Below are 18,854 nucleotides of genomic sequence, written 5' to 3'. Positions count from 1 at the left end.
AAATATGAAAAGATTTAAAATTCAAATTGCGGCGATGTTGGCAGCAGGTTCTATGCTGTTTGCTACAAGTTGCGAGGACTTCTTGGAAGTTCCAGCAGTAGGCCAGCTTTCCGAAGCACAATTGACAACCTTAGAAGGTTTAAATGCTGCTTTGATAGCTGCTTATTCCCAAGTTAACGGTAGATTTCAAAGAATGGCATCTCCTTCTAACTGGGTTTGGGGTAGTATCAGGGGTGGTGATGCCAATAAAGGTACTGACCCTGGTGATTTCGTATCCATCAACCCAATTCAAAGGTATGAAGCTTTCTCGACCATTGACATTTTGGAAGAAAACTGGAATGGTAACTATGAAGGTATCGCCAGAAATAATAATGTGTTAAGACTTCTTGATAAGAAGAATGCAAGTGTAACAGATGCCCAAGCTAGAGCAATTGAAGCACAAGCAAGATTCTTGAGAGCGCACCATTATTTCCAACTCTATAGGAACTTCAATAAAGTTCCAATTGTACCTCATACTGTAGATTATGGTTCTGAAGAATTCAGAAACCTTTCCAATGATCAAGAATTGCTTCCATACATTGAAGCAGAATTCAGATTTGCTGCGGATAATCTTCCTGCTACTCAGGCTCAGGTAGGCCGAGTAAACTCTTGGGCTGCAAAAGCATACTTGGGTAAAGTATTACTTTATGCTAAGAAGTATGCTGAAGCAAAGCAGGTATTTGATGATGTAATTGCCAACGGTAGAACCAGCAATAACCTACGTTATGGCTTGGTTCCTTACTACGATGACATGTTCCGTGGAGCTAATGATAACCACCAAGAATCTGTTTGGGCTTATCAATCTGCTGCAAATACCGGTTCTGTAAACAATGCTAACCCTGAGTTTGACCTTAACTTCCCATACAATACAGGACCTAACGGACCTGGTAACTGTTGTGGGTTCTTCCAGCCAAGCTTTACTTTTGTTAACTCCTTTAGAACAAATGCCCAAGGACTTCCTTTGTTGGACGGTTCTTACAATCAACCTGCCAATAGGGTAGTAAATGACATGGGTATTACTTCAGCCCAAGCATTTACTCCTGATGCCGGTCCACTTGACCCAAGATTGGATCATACAGTAGGTAGAAGAGGTATCCCTTATTTGGATTGGCAAAACCATCCAGGTGAAGCATGGATCCGTAACCAGCCAAATGGTGGTCCTTATTCACCCAAAAAGTATGTATACAGCAGGGCTGAGCGTGGAACATTCCAGGATAACTCTTCTTGGACACCTGGATATACTGGTATCAACTTCATGATCATCCGTTTTGCTGATGTGCTTTTGATGGCTGCTGAAGCAGAAGTTGAATTAGGCAATTTGGAAGCTGCTAGAGCGCATGTAAACAGGGTACGTACAAGAGCGAAGAACTCTGCCTTGTTGAGAGCCAATGGACAACCAGCTGCAAATTATGTTGTAGAAACATACAACACTGCATGGACTGATGCCAATGCGGCAAGGGCTGCAGTAAGGTTTGAAAGAAAACTGGAGTTAGGTATGGAAGGCCACAGATTCTATGATTTGGCCAGATGGGGTACCCTTAAGGCTGAAATTGATTTCTATTTGGCACTGGATGCTACATTATTGCAGGCAGCTTTAGGTGGATCTTCATTTACTGTAAACAGAGATGAATGGTTACCAATCCCGCAAAATCAAATTGACTTAATGGGTTCTGATAAATTAAGACAAAACCCTGGGTTCTAATACCTGTTAAATCTATAATTATTGCAAAGGGATGACATTTGTCATCCCTTTGTTTTTTTATGGAAATCTTTGAAAAATTAATGTTGAATTCCGTTTTTCATAAACATATATTCCATTAACTTGAAGCCATTATTACCCAAATCGAAGAAAAGTTGATCATGAAAGTTATTTACCTCTGGATGGCAATAGGACTTCTCCTTTTCGCTTCCTGTTCCCAAAAAACCGATCATTTATTTGCATTGAAATCAGTCAAGGAAACCGGTATTGACTTTAATAATCAAATCGTAGAGTCAGACACTTTCAATATCCTTACCGATGAATATATTTTCAATGGTGGTGGCGTAGCAGTTGGGGACTTTAATAATGATGGACTCCCGGATCTTTATTTTACAGGTAATCAGGTTTCCAACCGACTTTATTTGAACAAGGGTGATTTTAAGTTTGAAGATATCACCAATTCCTCCCGAACCGCTGCAGAAGATCGATGGAGCACAGGTGTCACTGTAGTGGATATCAATGGTGATGGCTGGTTGGATATTTATGTTTGTGCAGCGATGTTTCCCGAAAAAGAAAAGCGTGCCAATATGCTTTTTGTGAATCAGGGGCTTGATCAAGACGGGAAACCCCATTTCAAAGAAATGGCCAAGGAATTTGGTATAGCAGAAAACGGCAATAGCATGTGGGCTACTTTTTTTGATTATAACAATGATGGATTGTTGGATTTATATGTACTCAATAACGAGCAGGTAAAAGGAGTGCCTTCGAATTTCAGGGAGAAAATCACGGATGGTTCAGCCATCAATAATGACAGATTATACAAGAATAATGGTGATGGCACATTCACTGATGTGACCATTGAAGCAGGGATTACTATTGAAGGTTTTGGATTAGGTCTGGCAGTTGCGGATATCAATCAGGACGGATGGCCGGATTTATATATATCCAATGATTATATGCCAAACGATATTTTGTATATCAACAATAGGGATGGCACTTTTTCCAATAGCACTAGGGATTATATCCGCCATCAGAGTATGTTTTCCATGGGTTCTGATATTGCAGATTATAATAATGATGGTTACCTGGATATCATTACTTTGGATATGCTTGGTGAAACCAACTACAGGAAAAAAACCACTATTGCCAAAAATTCCTATCAAACTTATATCAACAATGAAGAATGGGGATATGAGTACCAACATGTCCGTAATATGCTACATGTTGGAAATGGACCGGGTGTTCCATTCAGTGAAATCGGATTCTTGGCAGGTGTGTACCAGACTGACTGGTCCTGGTCACCATTATTTGTGGATATGGACAATGATGGCAAGAGAGATCTTTTGATAACAAATGGTTTTCCCAGGGACATTACGGATAAGGACTTTGCAAATTATAGGGCTGATGTAGGCAATGTAGCTACTGTAAGGCAATTACTGGACTCCATTCCAATTGTAAAAATCCCAAATTATTCCTTTAAAAATAACGGTGACTGGACTTTTGAAAATGTAGGAGATTCCTGGGGTTTAAATATACCTTCCTTTTCCAATGGGGCAGTATTTGTTGACCTGGACGGTGACGGTGATTTGGATTATGTAGTCAATAACATCAATGATCCGGCTTTTGTATTTGAGAATACCCTCAACCAAAAGAAAAAAGAGGTGAACAATTACCTCAGAATCAAATTGAAGGGCTCGGTTCACAATCCATATGGAATTGGAGCAAAGATTGCCTTGAAAACCAAAGACGGCGAGCTTTTGTATCATGAGCAACACCTTTCTAGAGGTTACATGTCAGCGGTAGAAGATGTGGTTCATTTTGGATTGGGTAAGTCAGATCAAATTGCCTCAATCGAAGTTTACTGGCAGGAGGGCAGTTACCAAAAATTAGAACAAGTTTCAGTCAACCAGGTTTTGACACTTGAGTTGAAAGAGGCCTCCAAAACCTCATTAAAAGCATTAGACTTTCCTTTCACACCCAAAAAGGTTCATCCTTTGGTAAAAGAAATTGCCTCCCAACTGGGGGTGGATTACAGGCATGAGGAAGCCGACAAAATTGACTATAATGTGCAAAGAACCTTACCTCATAAATTGACCCAATTTGGCCCAAGCTTGGTAGTTGGAGATGTCAACGGTGATGGTTTGGAGGATTTTATAGTAGGTAGTTCCGCAGGATTTTCCCCCCAGTTGTTTGTCCAAAAAGTATCCGGATCATTTGATCAAAAAAACCTTTTTTCAGATTCCAATGAATATAAGTATGAAGAGATGGGGATGGTCCTTTTTGATTTGGATAATGACGGTGATTTGGACCTTTACACAGTTTCCGGAAGTTCTGAATTTATTCCTGATGCAGATGAATACCAGGATAGGATTTACCTGAATGACGGGAAGGGTAATTTTTCAAGGGTAAAGGGAGCCATGGACTCAATCAAAGCCAGTGGTTCTGTAGTAAGAGCTGCGGATTTTGATGGAGATGGCTGGATGGATTTATTTGTCGGTGGAAGGGCCCATATAGGCCAATATCCTTTTCCTGACCAATCATTGCTGTTAAAGAATAATAAAGGAAAACTGGAAGATGTCACAGATCTCTGGGCTCCTGGATTGAGAAATATAGGAATGCTAACTGATGCCTTATGGTCTGATACAGATGGTGATGGTCTGTTGGATCTGATTTTAGTCGGAGAATTAATGCCCGTCACGGTTTTCAATAATTCAGGATCAAAATTGAATAAACTTTCGGACACTGGTTTGGAAGAGGGACTTGGATGGTGGAACAGCATTGTAGCTGGGGATTTCAATGGTGATGGAAGGATGGATTATGTGGTTGGAAATTTGGGTGCTAATAATTATTATCATCCATCAATCGAAAGACCAGTAACTGTCTATGGTAAAGATTTTGACAATAACCGTAGTATTGATCCGGTAATATTCACTTATTTCAAAGATAATTCCGGCACTTATACATCAGTTCCAGTTCACTATTGGGATGATCTCTATGGCCAAAGTCCACTTTTTAGGAGAAAATTCAATGGTTACAAGAACTATGCCCGCATAACAGAAGCAACATTCTTTACCAAGGAAGAGCTAGAGGGAGCCATGGTTTTAAAGGGGAATTATGACAGGAGTACTTGGATTGAAAATTTAGGCAATGGAAAATTCAGAATGCATGAATTGCCTTTGTTGGCACAGGTGGCCCCTGTAAATGGAATGCTTGTAGATGATGTTAACAATGACGGTAATTTGGATGTGCTGATGATAGGCAATGATTATGGAAATGAGGTTTTTTCCGGAAGATATGATGCCTTTAACGGCCTGATTCTGTTAGGGGACGGAAATGGAGGCTTTGATCCAGTCAGATCATATGATAGTGGTTTTTTGGTTCCGGGAGATGCGAAATCCATGGCCATTGTTCATGATTTAAATGGATTTCCGCTATATCTTTCTTCCCAGAATCGAGGAAAACTGAAGATACATCAAAGCCTGTCCCTAAATGGGAATTACCTTAAAGTACCGCAGAATATTCATACTGTTGTCCTTGAATTTGAAAATGGGAAATCACTAAAAATAGAAGTTAAAAACCGTTCAGGATTTCTTTCTAATTCCAGCTCTGATCTCAGGCTTCCGGCTGGAGTAAAATCCGTCAGTGGGATTGATTACCGGGGAAATCAAGTTCAATTTTGAAAATGTCCGGAAAATGCCCTTGTGCTTTAGGTAAAGGAAGGCACAAGGGCATTTTTTATTTTGGGGTTTAAATTTTACCGGTAAAGTGCTTTGGAATCTGCATGACAAATATCCAGCATCAGTTGACCAACTTTAAGGCATACATCCTCAAAAAATCTCTTTCCTTTATCTGCATTGGATTTGTAAGGATTACCAATCCCAGTATCTTCGCTCACCTGGGACCATTTTCTTTCAGACCAGGCCCATTTTTCCCGTAAACCTGGAATTACTGATTTTTTTTCTTTTCCATCACCCGCTTCTTCCAAAGGCAATACCAATTCAGGGTGAAGGTACATGATCAGACTTGTTTCCATTTCATCGGCATGGTCCCCTTCCTCCTCAAAATATTTACTTTTGTCCAAGGCCTGAAACCAATTGCAGGTAAAGAGTAACATTTTGGGGAATATTAGCCCCAGCTCTCTGAGCATGGATTTAAAATCATTGCCTCCATGGCTATTAAGAATCAGGAATTTGTGGATTCCCTGTCTGTCCAGAACTGTCAAAATATCTTTCAGAATCGCAAATTGCGTACTTGGATTCATGTTGATGTCTAAGTAAATATCATGTTGGCCAGTATTGACGCCAAATGGGATAGTTGGAAGAATGATAACTTTACCGCCATTCTCCCATGCATATTTTCCGGCTCCTGCGGCAATGGAATCTGCTTCATAAACATCTGTTCCGTAGGGCATATGGTAATTGTGGGCCTCGGTGGCACCCCAGGGAAGCACTGCCAGCTCGAATCTTTCTGTTTTTAAGTTTTTCCAGTTGTTTTCTGCCAGAATATAGGGTCTCATGTCATGTATCGGTTTATTCAGCTTGAATTTACGCTGGATTGCTGACTTTTTTAAAAATATCATCAAAGAATCCTGTAAAATGCGATTTTTTTTGAATATTGTTCTTTGTTTCACCATTCACCGATCTTCCTATGAGCAATAGAAGAACTTTCCTTAAAAAGACATTGGCTTCCACTTCTCTCTTGTTGCCCGCAGGTTTGATTCCTGCCTGCAGTCAGTCCCAGGATACTGCCCAAGGAGAAAAATTCAAACCCTTGATACTTTCCACCTGGGATCATGGTATGCCAGCCAATGACAGGGCATGGAAGGTTTTGATGGAGACTGGGGATTTGGTGTCAGCAGTTGAGGAGGGGGTAAAAGTGACTGAACTGGATATGGAAAACCTATCGGTCGGACTTCAGGGCCTACCTGATAGAGAGGGCATTCCTACCCTGGATGCATCCATTATGAAAGGGGATGGTTCTTGTGGCTCTGTAGCCTTTGTGAGACAGGTCAGGCACCCCATTTCTTTAGCCAGAAGGGTGATGGAAGAAACCCCTCATGTGATGTTGGTTGGGGAAGGAGCCCGGCAGTTTGCTATTGCTCGGGGATTTCCCATGGAAGAAGAGGTTCTGAGTCCCAAAGCAGAGGCTGCTTATCAGGAATGGAAAGTGGAGTCTCAATACAAGCCCATTATCAATATTGAAAACCACGATACCATTGGGATGATTGCTTTGGGTGCAGATGGGAAATTGGCGGGATCTTGTACTACCTCTGGCTTAGCTTTTAAAATGCATGGAAGGGTAGGAGATAGTCCTATTATTGGGGCAGGATTGTATGTAGATGATGAAGTAGGAGCCGCTACAGCTACTGGTTTGGGGGAATCCATCATCCGAATTTGTGGAAGTTTCTTAATTGTAGAATTGATGCGTCAGGGAAGGTCTCCCCAGGAAGCCTGCGAGGAAGCAGTAAGGAGGTTGATTGCCAAAAATGCCAAAGACATCAAGGATATTCAGGCTGGATTTCTGGCCATCAATAAGGACGGGGAGTATGGGGCATTTGCCGTTCAAAAAGGATTTACTTTTGCCAGACATCAAAGTCAGGGAAAGGACTTATTGCAAGCTGGATATAAAATGTAATTGGTTATGATTTTGGAAGCACCTGTTTTTACAGTGGAAGCTGCCTTAAAGGCAGCATCCTATGGCGTACACCGTCTTGAACTTTGCGCTGATTTTGGAGAAGGAGGCGAAACACCTTCAGTAGGAGCCTTATCCTATCTTAAAGAAAAAATCAATATTCCCATTTTTGTGATGATCCGTCCCAGAGGAGGGGATTTTGTTTATACTCCTGAAGAATTGGAAGTGATGAGAAGGGATATCAGGATCCTGAAATCATATGGAGCCGATGGGTTTGTTTTCGGGGTTTTGGATCAGGATGGGCGTGTAGACCAGGAAGCTTGTAGATCATTGCTCAATGAGACTGGTGGACACCCCTGTACGTTTCATAGGGCATTTGATATTTGTAGGGATAAGGAAGAGGCTATCGAAACCCTCATTTCATTGGGCTTTAAAAGGATTCTTACTTCCGGTGGGGAAAATACAGCCACTGCTGGTTTGTCCAATATTCTTCAATACATGAAACAAGCCGAAGGGAGAATTATCATATTGCCAGGCGGAGGATCGAAAGTAGAGCATATTGGGCCTTTAAAAGCCTCAGGGCATTTAACAGAAATACATGCAAGCTGTAAAACTTACAGGCCATCAACTTCCATCTATAGACATCCCCAAGTCAGCCTCTCCAATGACCCGGATGCATTTCATCAGGTTTTGACGATTGATGAGGCGATGGTCAGGGAGTTTTTAAATGAGATGCAAGACTAGTTTAAACACTCATTTTTCCATTTATCAAATTGTAAAAAATACACACTGGGTTTTCGGAAAAATTAACAATCTTAGTTGAAATTTAGCTTTCAACATGCGATTTTCTTTTTTCCACCTGTTGTGGGTAGGCGTAATATTACTGGTTATTGCCTGTCAGTCATCTTCAAAGAATGATTTGGATGATTTTGATAAAATCAGGAGTATCGACAACCATTCTATGGAGTTATCGGGCAAATCCCTTTCGGATGCTTATTGTTCCGCCTGCCATCTTAAACCGGATCCTTCCCTTTTAGATAAAACAACTTGGGAGAGATCTGTTCTGCCTGACATGAGAAGGCGTTTGGGCCTGATTACTGCTGATGATTTTGGGGTGGCTATAGGGGAAGATAACGGTGCTCCTATAGGAATATATTCTACAGAGACCTTGATCCGAAAATCAGAATGGGATTTGATACAGGCATATTACCTTGCAAATGCCCCTGAAAGACTTCCTGAAATTGTGCGGTCTCCCGGTGAAATCAAAGACTTGGATAGCTTTGGGTTGATTACTCCCAATTTTACTAACAAAAGGCCAAGCTTAACCACCATAGCGGTTTATCATGAAGAAGAATCCCTGATTTATTTGGGAGATAGGTTGAATCAGATGTTCAGGATTGATCCTTTGGACCTGATAATCATAGATTCTTTTGCTATTGCTTCTCCGGTCTCAGATATCAGGTTCAGGGAAGGAGGAGGAATGGACTTGCTCCAAATGGGATATATGGATCCATCCAATTGGTCTATTGGTAAATTACAGTTGTTGAAGGCGGATCAGAGATCATCTTCGGTTCTATTGGATAGCTTGAGACGTCCTGTACATTTTTCCTTTGCGGATCTGAGTGGAGATGGAGTGGAAGATATTGTCATTTCAAATTTTGGGCATCATATAGGGAGTTTGATGTGGTTTGAACAAAGCTCATCAGGATTTGAGCCCCATCTTTTAAACAATAGGCCCGGAGCAAGGAGGACAATCATTGACGATGTGAACGGTGATGGATTGCCTGATGTGATTGCTTTGATGACACAGGCCAAAGAGGGTGTTTTTGTATATCTTAATCAGGGCAACAGAGAATTCAAAGAAGAAAATTGGTTGCTTTTTGACCCGGTTTTCGGTTCTTCAGATTTTGAATGGGTGGATATTGATGGGGATGGTTATAAGGAAATTGTTTTGGTCAATGGGGATAATGCTGATTTTTCCCCGGTACTTAAACCTTACCATGGTCTTAGGATTTTTAAGAATAATGGCTCAAACCAGTTTGAGGAGGCCTTTTTTTATCCCATGCATGGCGCCAGTGGTTTGGTGATAGGGGAGTTTACAGCGGATGGGAAAACTGACATTGCTGTTATTTCGCATTTTCCATCCAAACATCAAGAAGGGCTAGATAATTTCCTGTTTTTTGAACAAAAGAATGCTTTCGAGTTTGAGGTAAAAACCAAGCCTGAATTGGGACAATGGTCATTGCTTACCATCAGTAAAGGAGATATTTCGGGGAATGGAAAAGAGGACATCATATTGGGTAGTTTTGATTTTAAGACCCTGCATGCTTATCCTGCAGTGAATTGGATGCCATTTATTATCTTAAGCAATCAGATTTTCTGACCAGATTAAATTTCGCTTATTTGTAAAAATCAATTTTTATGATTGGTTTTATTATAATTTTCAGGTTTTTGTCTTGATTTGCTCCGAATAAAAGATATAAGCTTTTGAATTCAAAGATTTTTTACTTAAATTATTCGGACAATCAAAACCCAAAAAATTATGGTGAAAAGTTTCCAAGGCGTGAGGGTGGTAGAGCCCAAAAAAGCAGCCCTTCCTATTTTGGTAAAGGATCATATGAGTACCAATTTGGTTACGTTCCAACCAGAAGACAGTATTGATTATGTCTTGGAAATGTTGACCAAGAGAAAAATTTCCGGTGCCCCGGTTGTCAATAGTCATGGCCATTTGGTGGGCATTATTTCAGAAGTGGACTGTTTAAAGGAAATTATCAAAGGAAAATATTCCAATACACCTAAATTCCCCGGGACGGTTGCTGACCATATGACTGCAGATGTCATTACCCTTTCTCCTGATTTGAGTCTCTTTGATGCCGCGCAGAGATTTCTGGAACTGAAAATAAGGAGATTTCCTGTTTTAAAAGACGGAAAATTGATCGGTCAGATTTCTTTGTCTGATATCATAAGGGCGTTTCCCAAACTAAAATCTACGACCTGGTAATATTCAGTCCAATAATAAAATAGAGGCTGTCTCATATATAAAGTCAGCCTCCATTTTGTTTGGGTAAGTATCCGAATCAACTTGCATTCAGCCCAATCTCAGGGCTTTAATTTGAATCATTTTAAAGCCTCTTGAAATTTGTTGAATGTTACTTCAATTATCTTTTTAATTCGATTTCTATCTCAGCAGATTGTTTGATATTATTGGTCACTTTGGTATAAATATTTCTGTTGCTATCTCTATTGATTAGCAGTTTTCCTCCTGTTAAGGTTGCGTTTTCAAATTCGGAATCTGAAACTCCCCTGAACCAGTTCATCGCGTTGATTTCAAAGAGTGCCAGTGGGTTATTTCTTGCATCGATAGTAAAGTAGCTGCCATCTTTTGCTTCAATTTCTACTTCAAAATCAATATCATCTCCAAAAAACTCGAAAACCACTGGTATAGCTGCCCCGCTTTGGGAAGCATAGGTTCCTTCGATGTAAATGGAAGGTTCGTTTCTATGATCAATCAGGTCCAGTTCCAGTTCAATTTCTTTATACTCACCTGCTTCGATATTGATGAAGAAATCCACAGATTCATCAAAGTCGTTAAAGGTGACTTTTTTGATGTCTCTGAATTTTATCTCAATTTCTTTCTCGAAGGTGCCCAAATCATTTTTGCCTTCGACTTCAAGTTCGAGTTTTTTGATCTGAATGAAACCGTTTTCAATTGTCAGGTTACTGTTTTCAGTTCTTGCATTTGCAGCACTTGCGGTACCGTTATTCAGAACAAAGGCAAAACCTAATTTTCCTTCACCGCTGCCTGGGATTTCATCTTCATTGCTGCAGGAAACAAAAGCAAATGTGGCGGCCAATGCCATTGCTGTTAAAATGTTTTTTGAAATTTTCATAGTAGTTTGTATGGTTTAGATGAATAAACCCCTTGGTTGATTTATCCAGATGATTTTATTGGATATTTTAGCAAAATTTGAGCCAAAAAATTTGAGATTTACATTTCGTTCATTCGATCTTTATTGGGGAAAGTGCTTTATCGGAAAAATCACATGTTTTCTTGATCCATCGCAAAAAGTCGGCGAATGGTCGGAGTATACACGGGACAGGGTCGGGAGGTCTACGGATAAGAATAGGGTATTTTGGTACCTATTATACATTTAATTGCTTTTTCTTAAACTATGGAGTTTAACAAAAGCCTATTTCACTACCGTAATTTTGATCTTATGGATCTCAAAGGGTCCTTTTTTTGTCCTGATATAAAAAAAATATCTTGTACAATTTACCTCAAACTCATTTCGGTTCTCCTTTAGATAATTGATCATTAACCGCAACACTTTTTTCAAAACCTATGAAATAGGTATTGGCCATAATGAATTGGTTCAAATAAAAGACAGTACTTCTTTTTTTTCTTTTTGGCATCTTAGTTTTCATGATGTTAGGATAAAAGTTTTAATAGATGGTGTTAAAAATCAGCAAACTAATTCTTTGATCATTATTTTCACCGTTAAAAAATGATAACGAAGAACTTAAAAATTGTTAAACGATTCTATGGTTTTTTGAGGAACCGCAGAGCAAACCGAAATTATCAATGGTGGAAAATTACTGTTGTTCACGATTTATGTATAAATAACTGATGTTTTCCTATTTCCAGTGCTCCTTCTTTCATCACACAATCCTTCTAAATATTTCGCTTTAGATAAGGGAATGGGTTAAAATGTAGTTTATCCTATGGAGTTTAAATGACCAATAAAATAAAGGTCTGAGAATTTTCTATCAATAACTTCTCGCTACTAAAATTTCCGGTGAGTTCTTTCACGTTTTATTTGACCAAAGAAAGTAGAGTATGCCGAATAAATTTGCTTTTCATCATGTAGGAAAGCAAATTATGGACTGGTTTGAAATCCCTAATGGAAGATGAACAGCTTGAAGATAATATTGTTATTTCTGGGCCGATTCTTAATTCTAAATTTTCAAAAACAGGATTCAGTATTTCCGCTACTGTAGTTGAAGAGGAAGATAGACGAGATGTTTCTCGACATTATCAACTATTGAAAACCTAATTTTTATTAATCAAAACGACCCGTCCTGGTGCGCTGATCTGCGTGTAGCATGACGGTTACTGTTTTCAAATAATGAGAAATGTAATTTTTATCTTTATTTGGATACTGCCAATTTTGACTCTGAAAATTTAATATAATTACCTTTCTCAAGATTTCTGATAACCGTATTGACTTTTCCGAATTCAACCATTTCAAAGCCCTTTAACCTGTCTTTTCTTACCATGTCCAATAGCTTTTTATTCTCCGAAGACTCTGGGTCATTAAAGTAAACTTCATACTTCCCTTCATTCATTCCAATAGCCTTGGCTTTTTCTTTAATTCCATTGGCAATGGATCGAAAAGTAAGGATGATTTTATCTACCTCAGCTTCATCTTTGGTAAAATCCACAGCAAGTCCTGCATAGGGGCTACCATTTACCCCTATAAAATCAACTTTATGAGCAGCATAAATCCCAGAAATAAGGGAAGGTTTCACACTGTACAATACGTCTACTTTTTTAAAGGCTTCATTTTTGAGAACTTCTTTCATATTACTCCTCAATGAAGCATCTGCTTTTGGTGACATTTTTCCAAGATCGGCTCCAACAAATGATCTGAATGCTTTGTGAAAAGAGGTTTCATTTAACTCCATGGCAAACCCTTTCGGTTCTCCAATTCTAATAAGTCCCCTGGAATACTTTGACAGATAATCAATATATTTTTCACTGAATAAATTGTCTGTAAAAGTTAATTCTTTCTTCTTGCTTTCTTCTACAAAAGAATTTTTTAATGATTTCAATGCCCCTTCGAGATAAACCATTGAATTATCGTCCAATATTGATCTGGCAATTTTTAACTTTTCCAATGAGAAATCATAGAACCTTACCTGATCATTAAAGGCTAACAAGGCCACAGTTATGGAATCCTCGGTGAAATTATCCAACCTTACAGAAATAGGAACAAGGACATTTTTCATATCTTCTTTTTAATTTCGTAAAGATTATTTGACAACAATAGTTCCAACAAATTTAATCTCGTTTCATCTAACGAATATGCTAAAACTCTTTCCTTCAAATTTTCACTTATTTCCCAGGATTCTGGGAGCATTGAGAAGACTTTATCAATTTCTGTTCCTAATATGGAATTACATTGCGCAAAATAACTTTCTAATGTCTTCTGGATATTTTCTAAAGTTATATATTTTAGCGTATTCCGCAATAAATAGGATCCCAGTAATTTTTGTCCTAAAGAAGGTTCTCCTTTAGGAACAAAACGACTTTTTAATGCAGGCCCTCCAAACAAGGCAGCATGGTCAATTGCGTAAAATCTCTGTTGTTCAGTTTGGAATAATAGGTTGTAATTTTCTGAATTCCGATCAACATTATTCAAATGACAATCCATTAAGGTGATTTTTAAAATATCCTCGGGATTATTAATTTTTGAGAACTGCTTGGCGTTTTTTATCTTGAATTTACCTGTTTTGTCCAAATGATCATTTCGGCCAATATTTTTAGACCCAAAAATGACTGTTCCATGTTCCAGATTAAATTACGTTGGAAATAGCCAGATCCCATGGATTCTTCATCAAATTGCACAAAAGCTATATCAGGCGTTGCAATCCCAAAGTAATTAGCTATGTGGCTTCCTAATAATTCATAAACCAAGAAGTCGTAGTCTGCATAATCTAATCGGGACTTACAAAAATAAAGCTCAAAATCATCACATAAAAACAACATTGGGGCGCTGTTTTGATCTTTTAGCTCCTCTTTAAAAGATATGGTCTTTACCTGACGAATCATATATGCTTTATTTTATCATGAGTTTGACTTTAATATTTTTAAAATTCACATCTGTTCAGCTGACTTCCAAAACCCCATCCACTTCCTTCATCAGCCTATCTGTTTCCATTAATGCCACTATAATCTTTTGGTAATGGAGAATATCTTCAAAATTCAAAGTTCTTCCTTTTCGGTCTTTGAGCCATTTTTGGGCAGGTTGGTAACCTCCGATATAGAAGTTCCAGGCAGTTTCTGGAACATGGTCGAAGTATTGGGTGGGGTTGATATAGACTCGGCCTTGATTAACTTTTCTGTTTAGACCTGACAGTCCGCCGCGGCGGACTGTCAGGTCTTTGTTGTCGCATACTTCAAACCTCAGCTTATCCACCACATTATTTCCATCCACTGGATATTGGGTTATATATTGGCTGACTATTGGACTTTCCAGAAGGTGGATTTGCCTCAATGCTCCACCCAGACTTACCAAATTCCAAAAAACCTCTTTGTCCTTTGGGTAGGGAACCCTGGGGAAATCTATCTTCAAAAATTCCTTGTATTTCTCCCTGTAGGTAGGGCTGTGCAAAACGGCATAGATATAATCTAATAGGTCAATGGGAGCAAAACTATTCCTATATGACGGACTTACTTCGCCGCTTTCGGCCATACAGACATTCGCGTCTTCTTCTTTCTCCGGCAAAAAGTCCATCCCTAAACCTTCTGCAATCTGCTTGACGATTTCCATATTGAGGTTGGGTTGGCGTCTTGGAGAATCTCCTATTTGTAACTGGGCGGATGATTCGGGGTACAAGTAGAGAGGAAAAACGTTTGTTGATTCTTTTGATTGTGCTGAAATTGTGCACATATCAACAAAATCCTTGGAGACGAATGCATGTTGAAAATCAAAAGAACTTTGCTGTTTTGTTGTTATAATTGCAATATTATCAAATTTTAAATTGCTCATTAAATCTCTTCTTGAATCACCCCTAACAATTATCTCATTAATTCTTTCGAATGGGTAATAGGTAAATCTGGTATCAAAAATCCTGTATTGTACTTTCCTAATATCACTTCTTTTTCTTTGAAACAATGATTTTTTTTCTGCGAGCTTCCAGTCATTTGTGTCTGAAAATTCATATTTGGAATGAATTTCAGAATTACTTAAGAAATACATATCCTCAAGCATGTCTAAGACTGATTTTTCATTGAAATGATTTTTTACCAATAAGTTATCTTTCCTGAACTTAATACCTGTCCCAGATACTTTAAATAAGTCTTTAAGAGAAATATTTTGGATATATATTTCGTTTTTCTCAAAATCAAATTCTTTAAAAAAATATCCAGGATTTCTTGGGGTAATTGGTTTCCATTTGATACCTGGTAATGAATTCGAGTCTAAGAAATCATACTTAAATTTTCTTGTTCCAAACAAGTCAAACTGTTGAATTTCTTTTTTGGAGTCATCTTTTTTTCTAATAAATATATTAATTGAAACCCCTTGTTGAATATCAAAAACGTTTTCATCTTTGGCTCCATCATCGGTCTTTTCAAGTTTCTTTAAACTTCCATGTAAATCTAAAATATATATTTTGTTAAAAGATTGATGAAGTTTTTTTCTCATCATATTAAATGTAATCCCATCAACAAAACTATTATTTGAAATGTAAGCTAAAATCCCCTCTCCGTTTTTTTCCACCAAAAACTGGCCGTACCTAATGAATTTAACATAATCATCGGATAATGAATTTTTATTACTTCCAGCCACCCCAGTTTTATATTCTTTCAATAACTCTTCTATCCACTCCCCTTTATTCGTAGAGCTTACACTATAGGGAGGATTACCAATAACCACCATCACAGGAGTATCTCTTTTAATATGATTGGCCTCATTGGCCTCAGCGCTTAGCCAATTGGCAAACAGGGTGCCTGTGTCTTTGTTGAATTCTTCCAGACTATTTGTCAGGAATACCCGCAGCCTTTGATTAGAGGTAGGCTTGAATCCGGTCTCAGCAAGTAGGAGATCAAGCTTGAGATGGGCCATGGCATAAGAGGCCATCAGCAGTTCGAAGCCATTCAGTCGGGGAATCAAATGGTTTTCTACATATTGGGACCAAATCCCTTGTTGTCCTTGAAACTTCTTATGAATCTCCTTGATCACCTCGGCCAAGAATGTTCCTGTTCCAGTGGCAGGATCGAGGATCTGTACTTTATGGACCTCTTTTTCTACTTGCTTGTATCCGGTAGCGGATCGCTTATCTGGGGTTTGTGTATTGAGGGTTATTTTTGTTTTGGAGGTATCAGCCAATCCCTGGGGAAGTCCAAATTCGGTTTGTAGGATTTCATCTACCGCTCGGACGATAAAGTTGACCACGGGCTGAGGTGTGTACCATACACCCCGGGCTTTTCGAAGTTTGGGATCATACTCACTGAGGAAGGTTTCATAGAAATGGATGATGGGATCCTCCATTTTAGTTTGCTTGCCATAATTTTTGAGAATTTTTTCTACATCTGTAGCGAGAAAAATTTCTGCTAAGCTATCAACGATCCACTTGATCCTGTCATCAATGTCGGGGCCAGCAATATATCCAAAGAGTTTTCGCAGAAAGGGATTGGATTTAGGAATCAGTTCAGCTGCTTCCTGTCGGGAAAAAGAATCTAAGGAACTGTCATGTAATCGGGCGGCGAACATGCCATATGCAATGGTCTGTGCATACACATCTGCAAAGCCCTTTGGAGTAATGTCATGGATCAGGATCTGTTTGAAAGCGTTCATCTGATCTTTCAAAGTACTGTCCTCCTGTGAAGCTTCATCCGAGTTGAGGGCTTTTTCTATTACATCGGAGAGCAATCGCGCTTTACCCGCCATCATTTCCGCCAGCTTCTTAGGACTTTTGATAGTCTGACCTACATGGGTACAGAAATCTTTGATGAGGTTAGAGAAGGCCTGATAATTTTCAGGCTTGAACTCTATTCCTTTTTCGGTAATCTCAGCTATGGCAATCTTAGTAACAAATTCACCATCACGGTATAAATGAAAATCCAGGTAATCCGTAAAGATGATGTTATCCAAAGAGCTTTTGTACCGGTCAAATTGCTCCTTATTGCCTGTTTTTTTGCTGCCTGAAAGATCTCTGTCCCCTAGGTCTTTGGCTTCAATAAAGCCTACCGGGATATCTTTTTTGGTCAATATGTAATCAGGGGCCCCGCATGATTGCCTTTTGGGTTCATTGGTTGCTTGGATATCGGGAGCTAAGCTTTCTATCAACTGCTGAAGATCCCCTCGGAAAGAATGTTCTGTAGCATGGCCGAGCATGAAACGTCTATGTATGTTATCCAGGTACTGTTGAACTGTCATGGTGAAAAAGAATGCTTTGGTTTAAAGATAATAGAAAAAGCCCAAAATAGTCAGTATTGACTATTGGTGTGGGTATGAAATTAGAGCTAAACTTGATTTTTTTCTAGGATTAAATTTCTTTCAATAATTTGAGAGATGCTTTTTAGATATACCCCGCCATCTTATAAGTAAACAAGCCAATCCATTCTTTGAAAAGTTTGTGCCAAAGTAATAGTGCGTTGGGATTGGGATAGAGTAATTCAGGAATGCTCCATTGAATATCTTCTCCATAATAATCCACGGGAAAGGTATCGGTGGGGATTGCGGCTTTATCAAAACAAGCTTTGGCCCTTTGCATGTGGAATGAAGAGGTGATCAAAAGGAATTTTTCATTGGAATTCCAATCATGGCCTATTTCACTGAGGAGGTTTTTACTGAATATGGCATTTTGATAGGTGTTTTTTGCCAGGTTTTCCACAAGAATGTCCTCTTCTGGTACCCCCGCCATGACCCAAAAATCCCGGATCAATTCTGCTTCTGTATTGGGATTGGTTGGATTAAGGCCTTGCCCGCCTGTAATCAAAAGCTTTTTGATTTTGCCCATTTTATAAAGCTGAAGCGCATGGGTGGCCCTGTCAGCGCCCTTATTGAATAAGGTCCTGTCATAGACCGTTTTACTCAGATTGGTCACCCCGGTGAGCACTATGCCCATCTCGTAATTTGGCAGATCGGCAATGGGTTTCATCTCTTCCTCCCAGGTATTCATGCTGAGATTGGCGATAAACTGATTGGAAAAAAAGAGGAGTGTAAGTATTCCCGCGAGCAATATTTTCTTTCCCAAAGCTCTATTCTTCCAAAAGTACCCTGTTATTATCAAAACCAGGGCAATGGTCAGAGGCATTGCCAAAAAACTCAGAAATTGAGAAAGGAAGAAAAACATAATGCGGATTTTTCAGCAATATAATCAATGGCCGGGAAATGGAATAAAAGGGGATTTTCGGATTTGTTAAATAAAAAATAAGGAAATGGATAGTGCTACAATTATGCCGAAAATGAACAGCACGATTTTCCTCGAAAACTCATGCTCTTTTTTTCTTTCGAATCTTTCTGTAATCATTTCATCGTACATTTTGGGTTCGTTAAGCATTTTTCTGACAGGAAAAGCAAGATAGGGATTGTCAGCCATGCTACTCCTAGGAGAACGGATGCTCCTGTTGTCTTTCGACGATTGGGCCATATTTAAAGCTGAGGTACCTCCTGCCATGTTTCTAAAATAGGGATAAAATCAGTTTTTTCAAAATAATTCACCTTTTACATTATTTTCCATTTATTTCGCATTAACT

Annotated in this window: 14 protein-coding genes; 6 read left to right on the top strand and 8 right to left on the bottom strand. The window is 39.0% G+C overall.

What is annotated here, in order from left to right; translation table 11 throughout:
- The first annotated feature begins 4 nt into the window (after positions 1-4).
- Together CLV48_RS09695 and CLV48_RS09690 are read left to right on the top strand one after the other, a co-directional pair.
- Positions 5-1,741 (top strand): RagB/SusD family nutrient uptake outer membrane protein, encoded by a 1,737-nt coding sequence (locus CLV48_RS09695; protein WP_106567074.1) that lies wholly within the window; start codon positions 5-7, stop codon positions 1,739-1,741.
- A gap of 158 nt (positions 1,742-1,899) precedes the next feature.
- A complete protein-coding gene (locus CLV48_RS09690) occupies positions 1,900-5,418 on the top strand; it encodes a CRTAC1 family protein (RefSeq protein ID WP_106567073.1) in 3,519 nt (1,172 codons plus the stop codon).
- 74 nt (positions 5,419-5,492) lie between these two features.
- On the opposite strand, the gene CLV48_RS09685 is transcribed toward CLV48_RS09690, so the two are convergent.
- Positions 5,493-6,254 carry a creatininase family protein gene (locus CLV48_RS09685; protein ID WP_106567170.1) on the bottom strand — a complete coding sequence of 254 codons (762 nt, stop codon included), beginning with the start codon at positions 6,252-6,254 and terminating at the stop codon, positions 5,493-5,495.
- Between the two features lie 131 nt (positions 6,255-6,385).
- Between CLV48_RS09685 and CLV48_RS09680 the strand changes: the two genes are divergently transcribed.
- The 4 genes from CLV48_RS09680 (at position 6,386) to CLV48_RS09665 (ending at position 10,370) form a co-directional block, all read left to right on the top strand.
- Entirely contained in the window at positions 6,386-7,372 is a 987-nt protein-coding gene (locus CLV48_RS09680) for an isoaspartyl peptidase/L-asparaginase family protein (RefSeq protein WP_106567072.1), read from the top strand.
- 6 nt (positions 7,373-7,378) lie between these two features.
- Positions 7,379-8,113: a copper homeostasis protein CutC gene (locus CLV48_RS09675; RefSeq protein WP_106567071.1), complete on the top strand. Its 735-nt coding sequence runs from the start codon at positions 7,379-7,381 to the stop codon at positions 8,111-8,113.
- A 94-nt stretch (positions 8,114-8,207) separates the two neighbouring features.
- Positions 8,208-9,752, top strand: a complete 1,545-nt coding sequence (locus tag CLV48_RS09670; protein ID WP_106567070.1) for an FG-GAP repeat domain-containing protein — start codon at positions 8,208-8,210, stop codon at positions 9,750-9,752.
- Positions 9,753-9,911: 159 nt separating this feature from the next.
- On the top strand, positions 9,912-10,370 hold the full coding sequence (locus tag CLV48_RS09665; RefSeq protein ID WP_106567069.1) for a CBS domain-containing protein: 459 nt from the start codon (positions 9,912-9,914) through the stop codon (positions 10,368-10,370).
- Positions 10,371-10,527: 157 nt separating this feature from the next.
- Here CLV48_RS09665 and CLV48_RS09660 read toward each other — a convergent pair whose 3' ends face one another.
- The 7 genes from CLV48_RS09660 to CLV48_RS09630 form a co-directional block, all read right to left on the bottom strand.
- Entirely contained in the window at positions 10,528-11,259 is a 732-nt protein-coding gene (locus tag CLV48_RS09660) for a hypothetical protein (RefSeq protein ID WP_106567068.1), read from the bottom strand.
- 1,258 nt (positions 11,260-12,517) lie between these two features.
- Positions 12,518-13,378 carry a hypothetical protein gene (locus CLV48_RS09655; RefSeq protein ID WP_106567067.1) on the bottom strand — a complete coding sequence of 287 codons (861 nt, stop codon included), beginning with the start codon at positions 13,376-13,378 and terminating at the stop codon, positions 12,518-12,520.
- Positions 13,375-13,890, bottom strand: coding sequence for a hypothetical protein (locus CLV48_RS09650; RefSeq protein WP_106567066.1), 516 nt, complete (start codon positions 13,888-13,890; stop codon positions 13,375-13,377). The genes CLV48_RS09655 and CLV48_RS09650 overlap by 4 nt, the downstream gene beginning before the upstream one ends.
- On the bottom strand, positions 13,863-14,201 hold the full coding sequence (locus tag CLV48_RS09645) for a HipA family kinase (RefSeq protein ID WP_106567065.1): 339 nt from the start codon (positions 14,199-14,201) through the stop codon (positions 13,863-13,865). The genes CLV48_RS09650 and CLV48_RS09645 overlap by 28 nt, the downstream gene beginning before the upstream one ends.
- 55 nt (positions 14,202-14,256) lie before the next feature.
- Positions 14,257-17,532, bottom strand: coding sequence for a type ISP restriction/modification enzyme (locus tag CLV48_RS09640; RefSeq protein ID WP_106567064.1), 3,276 nt, complete (start codon positions 17,530-17,532; stop codon positions 14,257-14,259).
- 142 nt (positions 17,533-17,674) lie between these two features.
- Positions 17,675-18,451: a YdcF family protein gene (locus CLV48_RS09635; protein ID WP_106567063.1), complete on the bottom strand. Its 777-nt coding sequence runs from the start codon at positions 18,449-18,451 to the stop codon at positions 17,675-17,677.
- A gap of 66 nt (positions 18,452-18,517) precedes the next feature.
- Positions 18,518-18,775 (bottom strand): hypothetical protein, encoded by a 258-nt coding sequence (locus tag CLV48_RS09630; RefSeq protein WP_106567062.1) that lies wholly within the window; start codon positions 18,773-18,775, stop codon positions 18,518-18,520.
- Positions 18,776-18,854: the final 79 nt, after the last annotated feature.

The organism is Cecembia rubra (assembly GCF_003014575.1).
GTDB classification, from domain to species: Bacteria; Bacteroidota; Bacteroidia; order Cytophagales; family Cyclobacteriaceae; genus Cecembia_A; species Cecembia_A rubra.
Note: the sequence above shows the minus strand (reverse complement) of the source record. Positions and strands in the feature narration are given on the sequence as shown.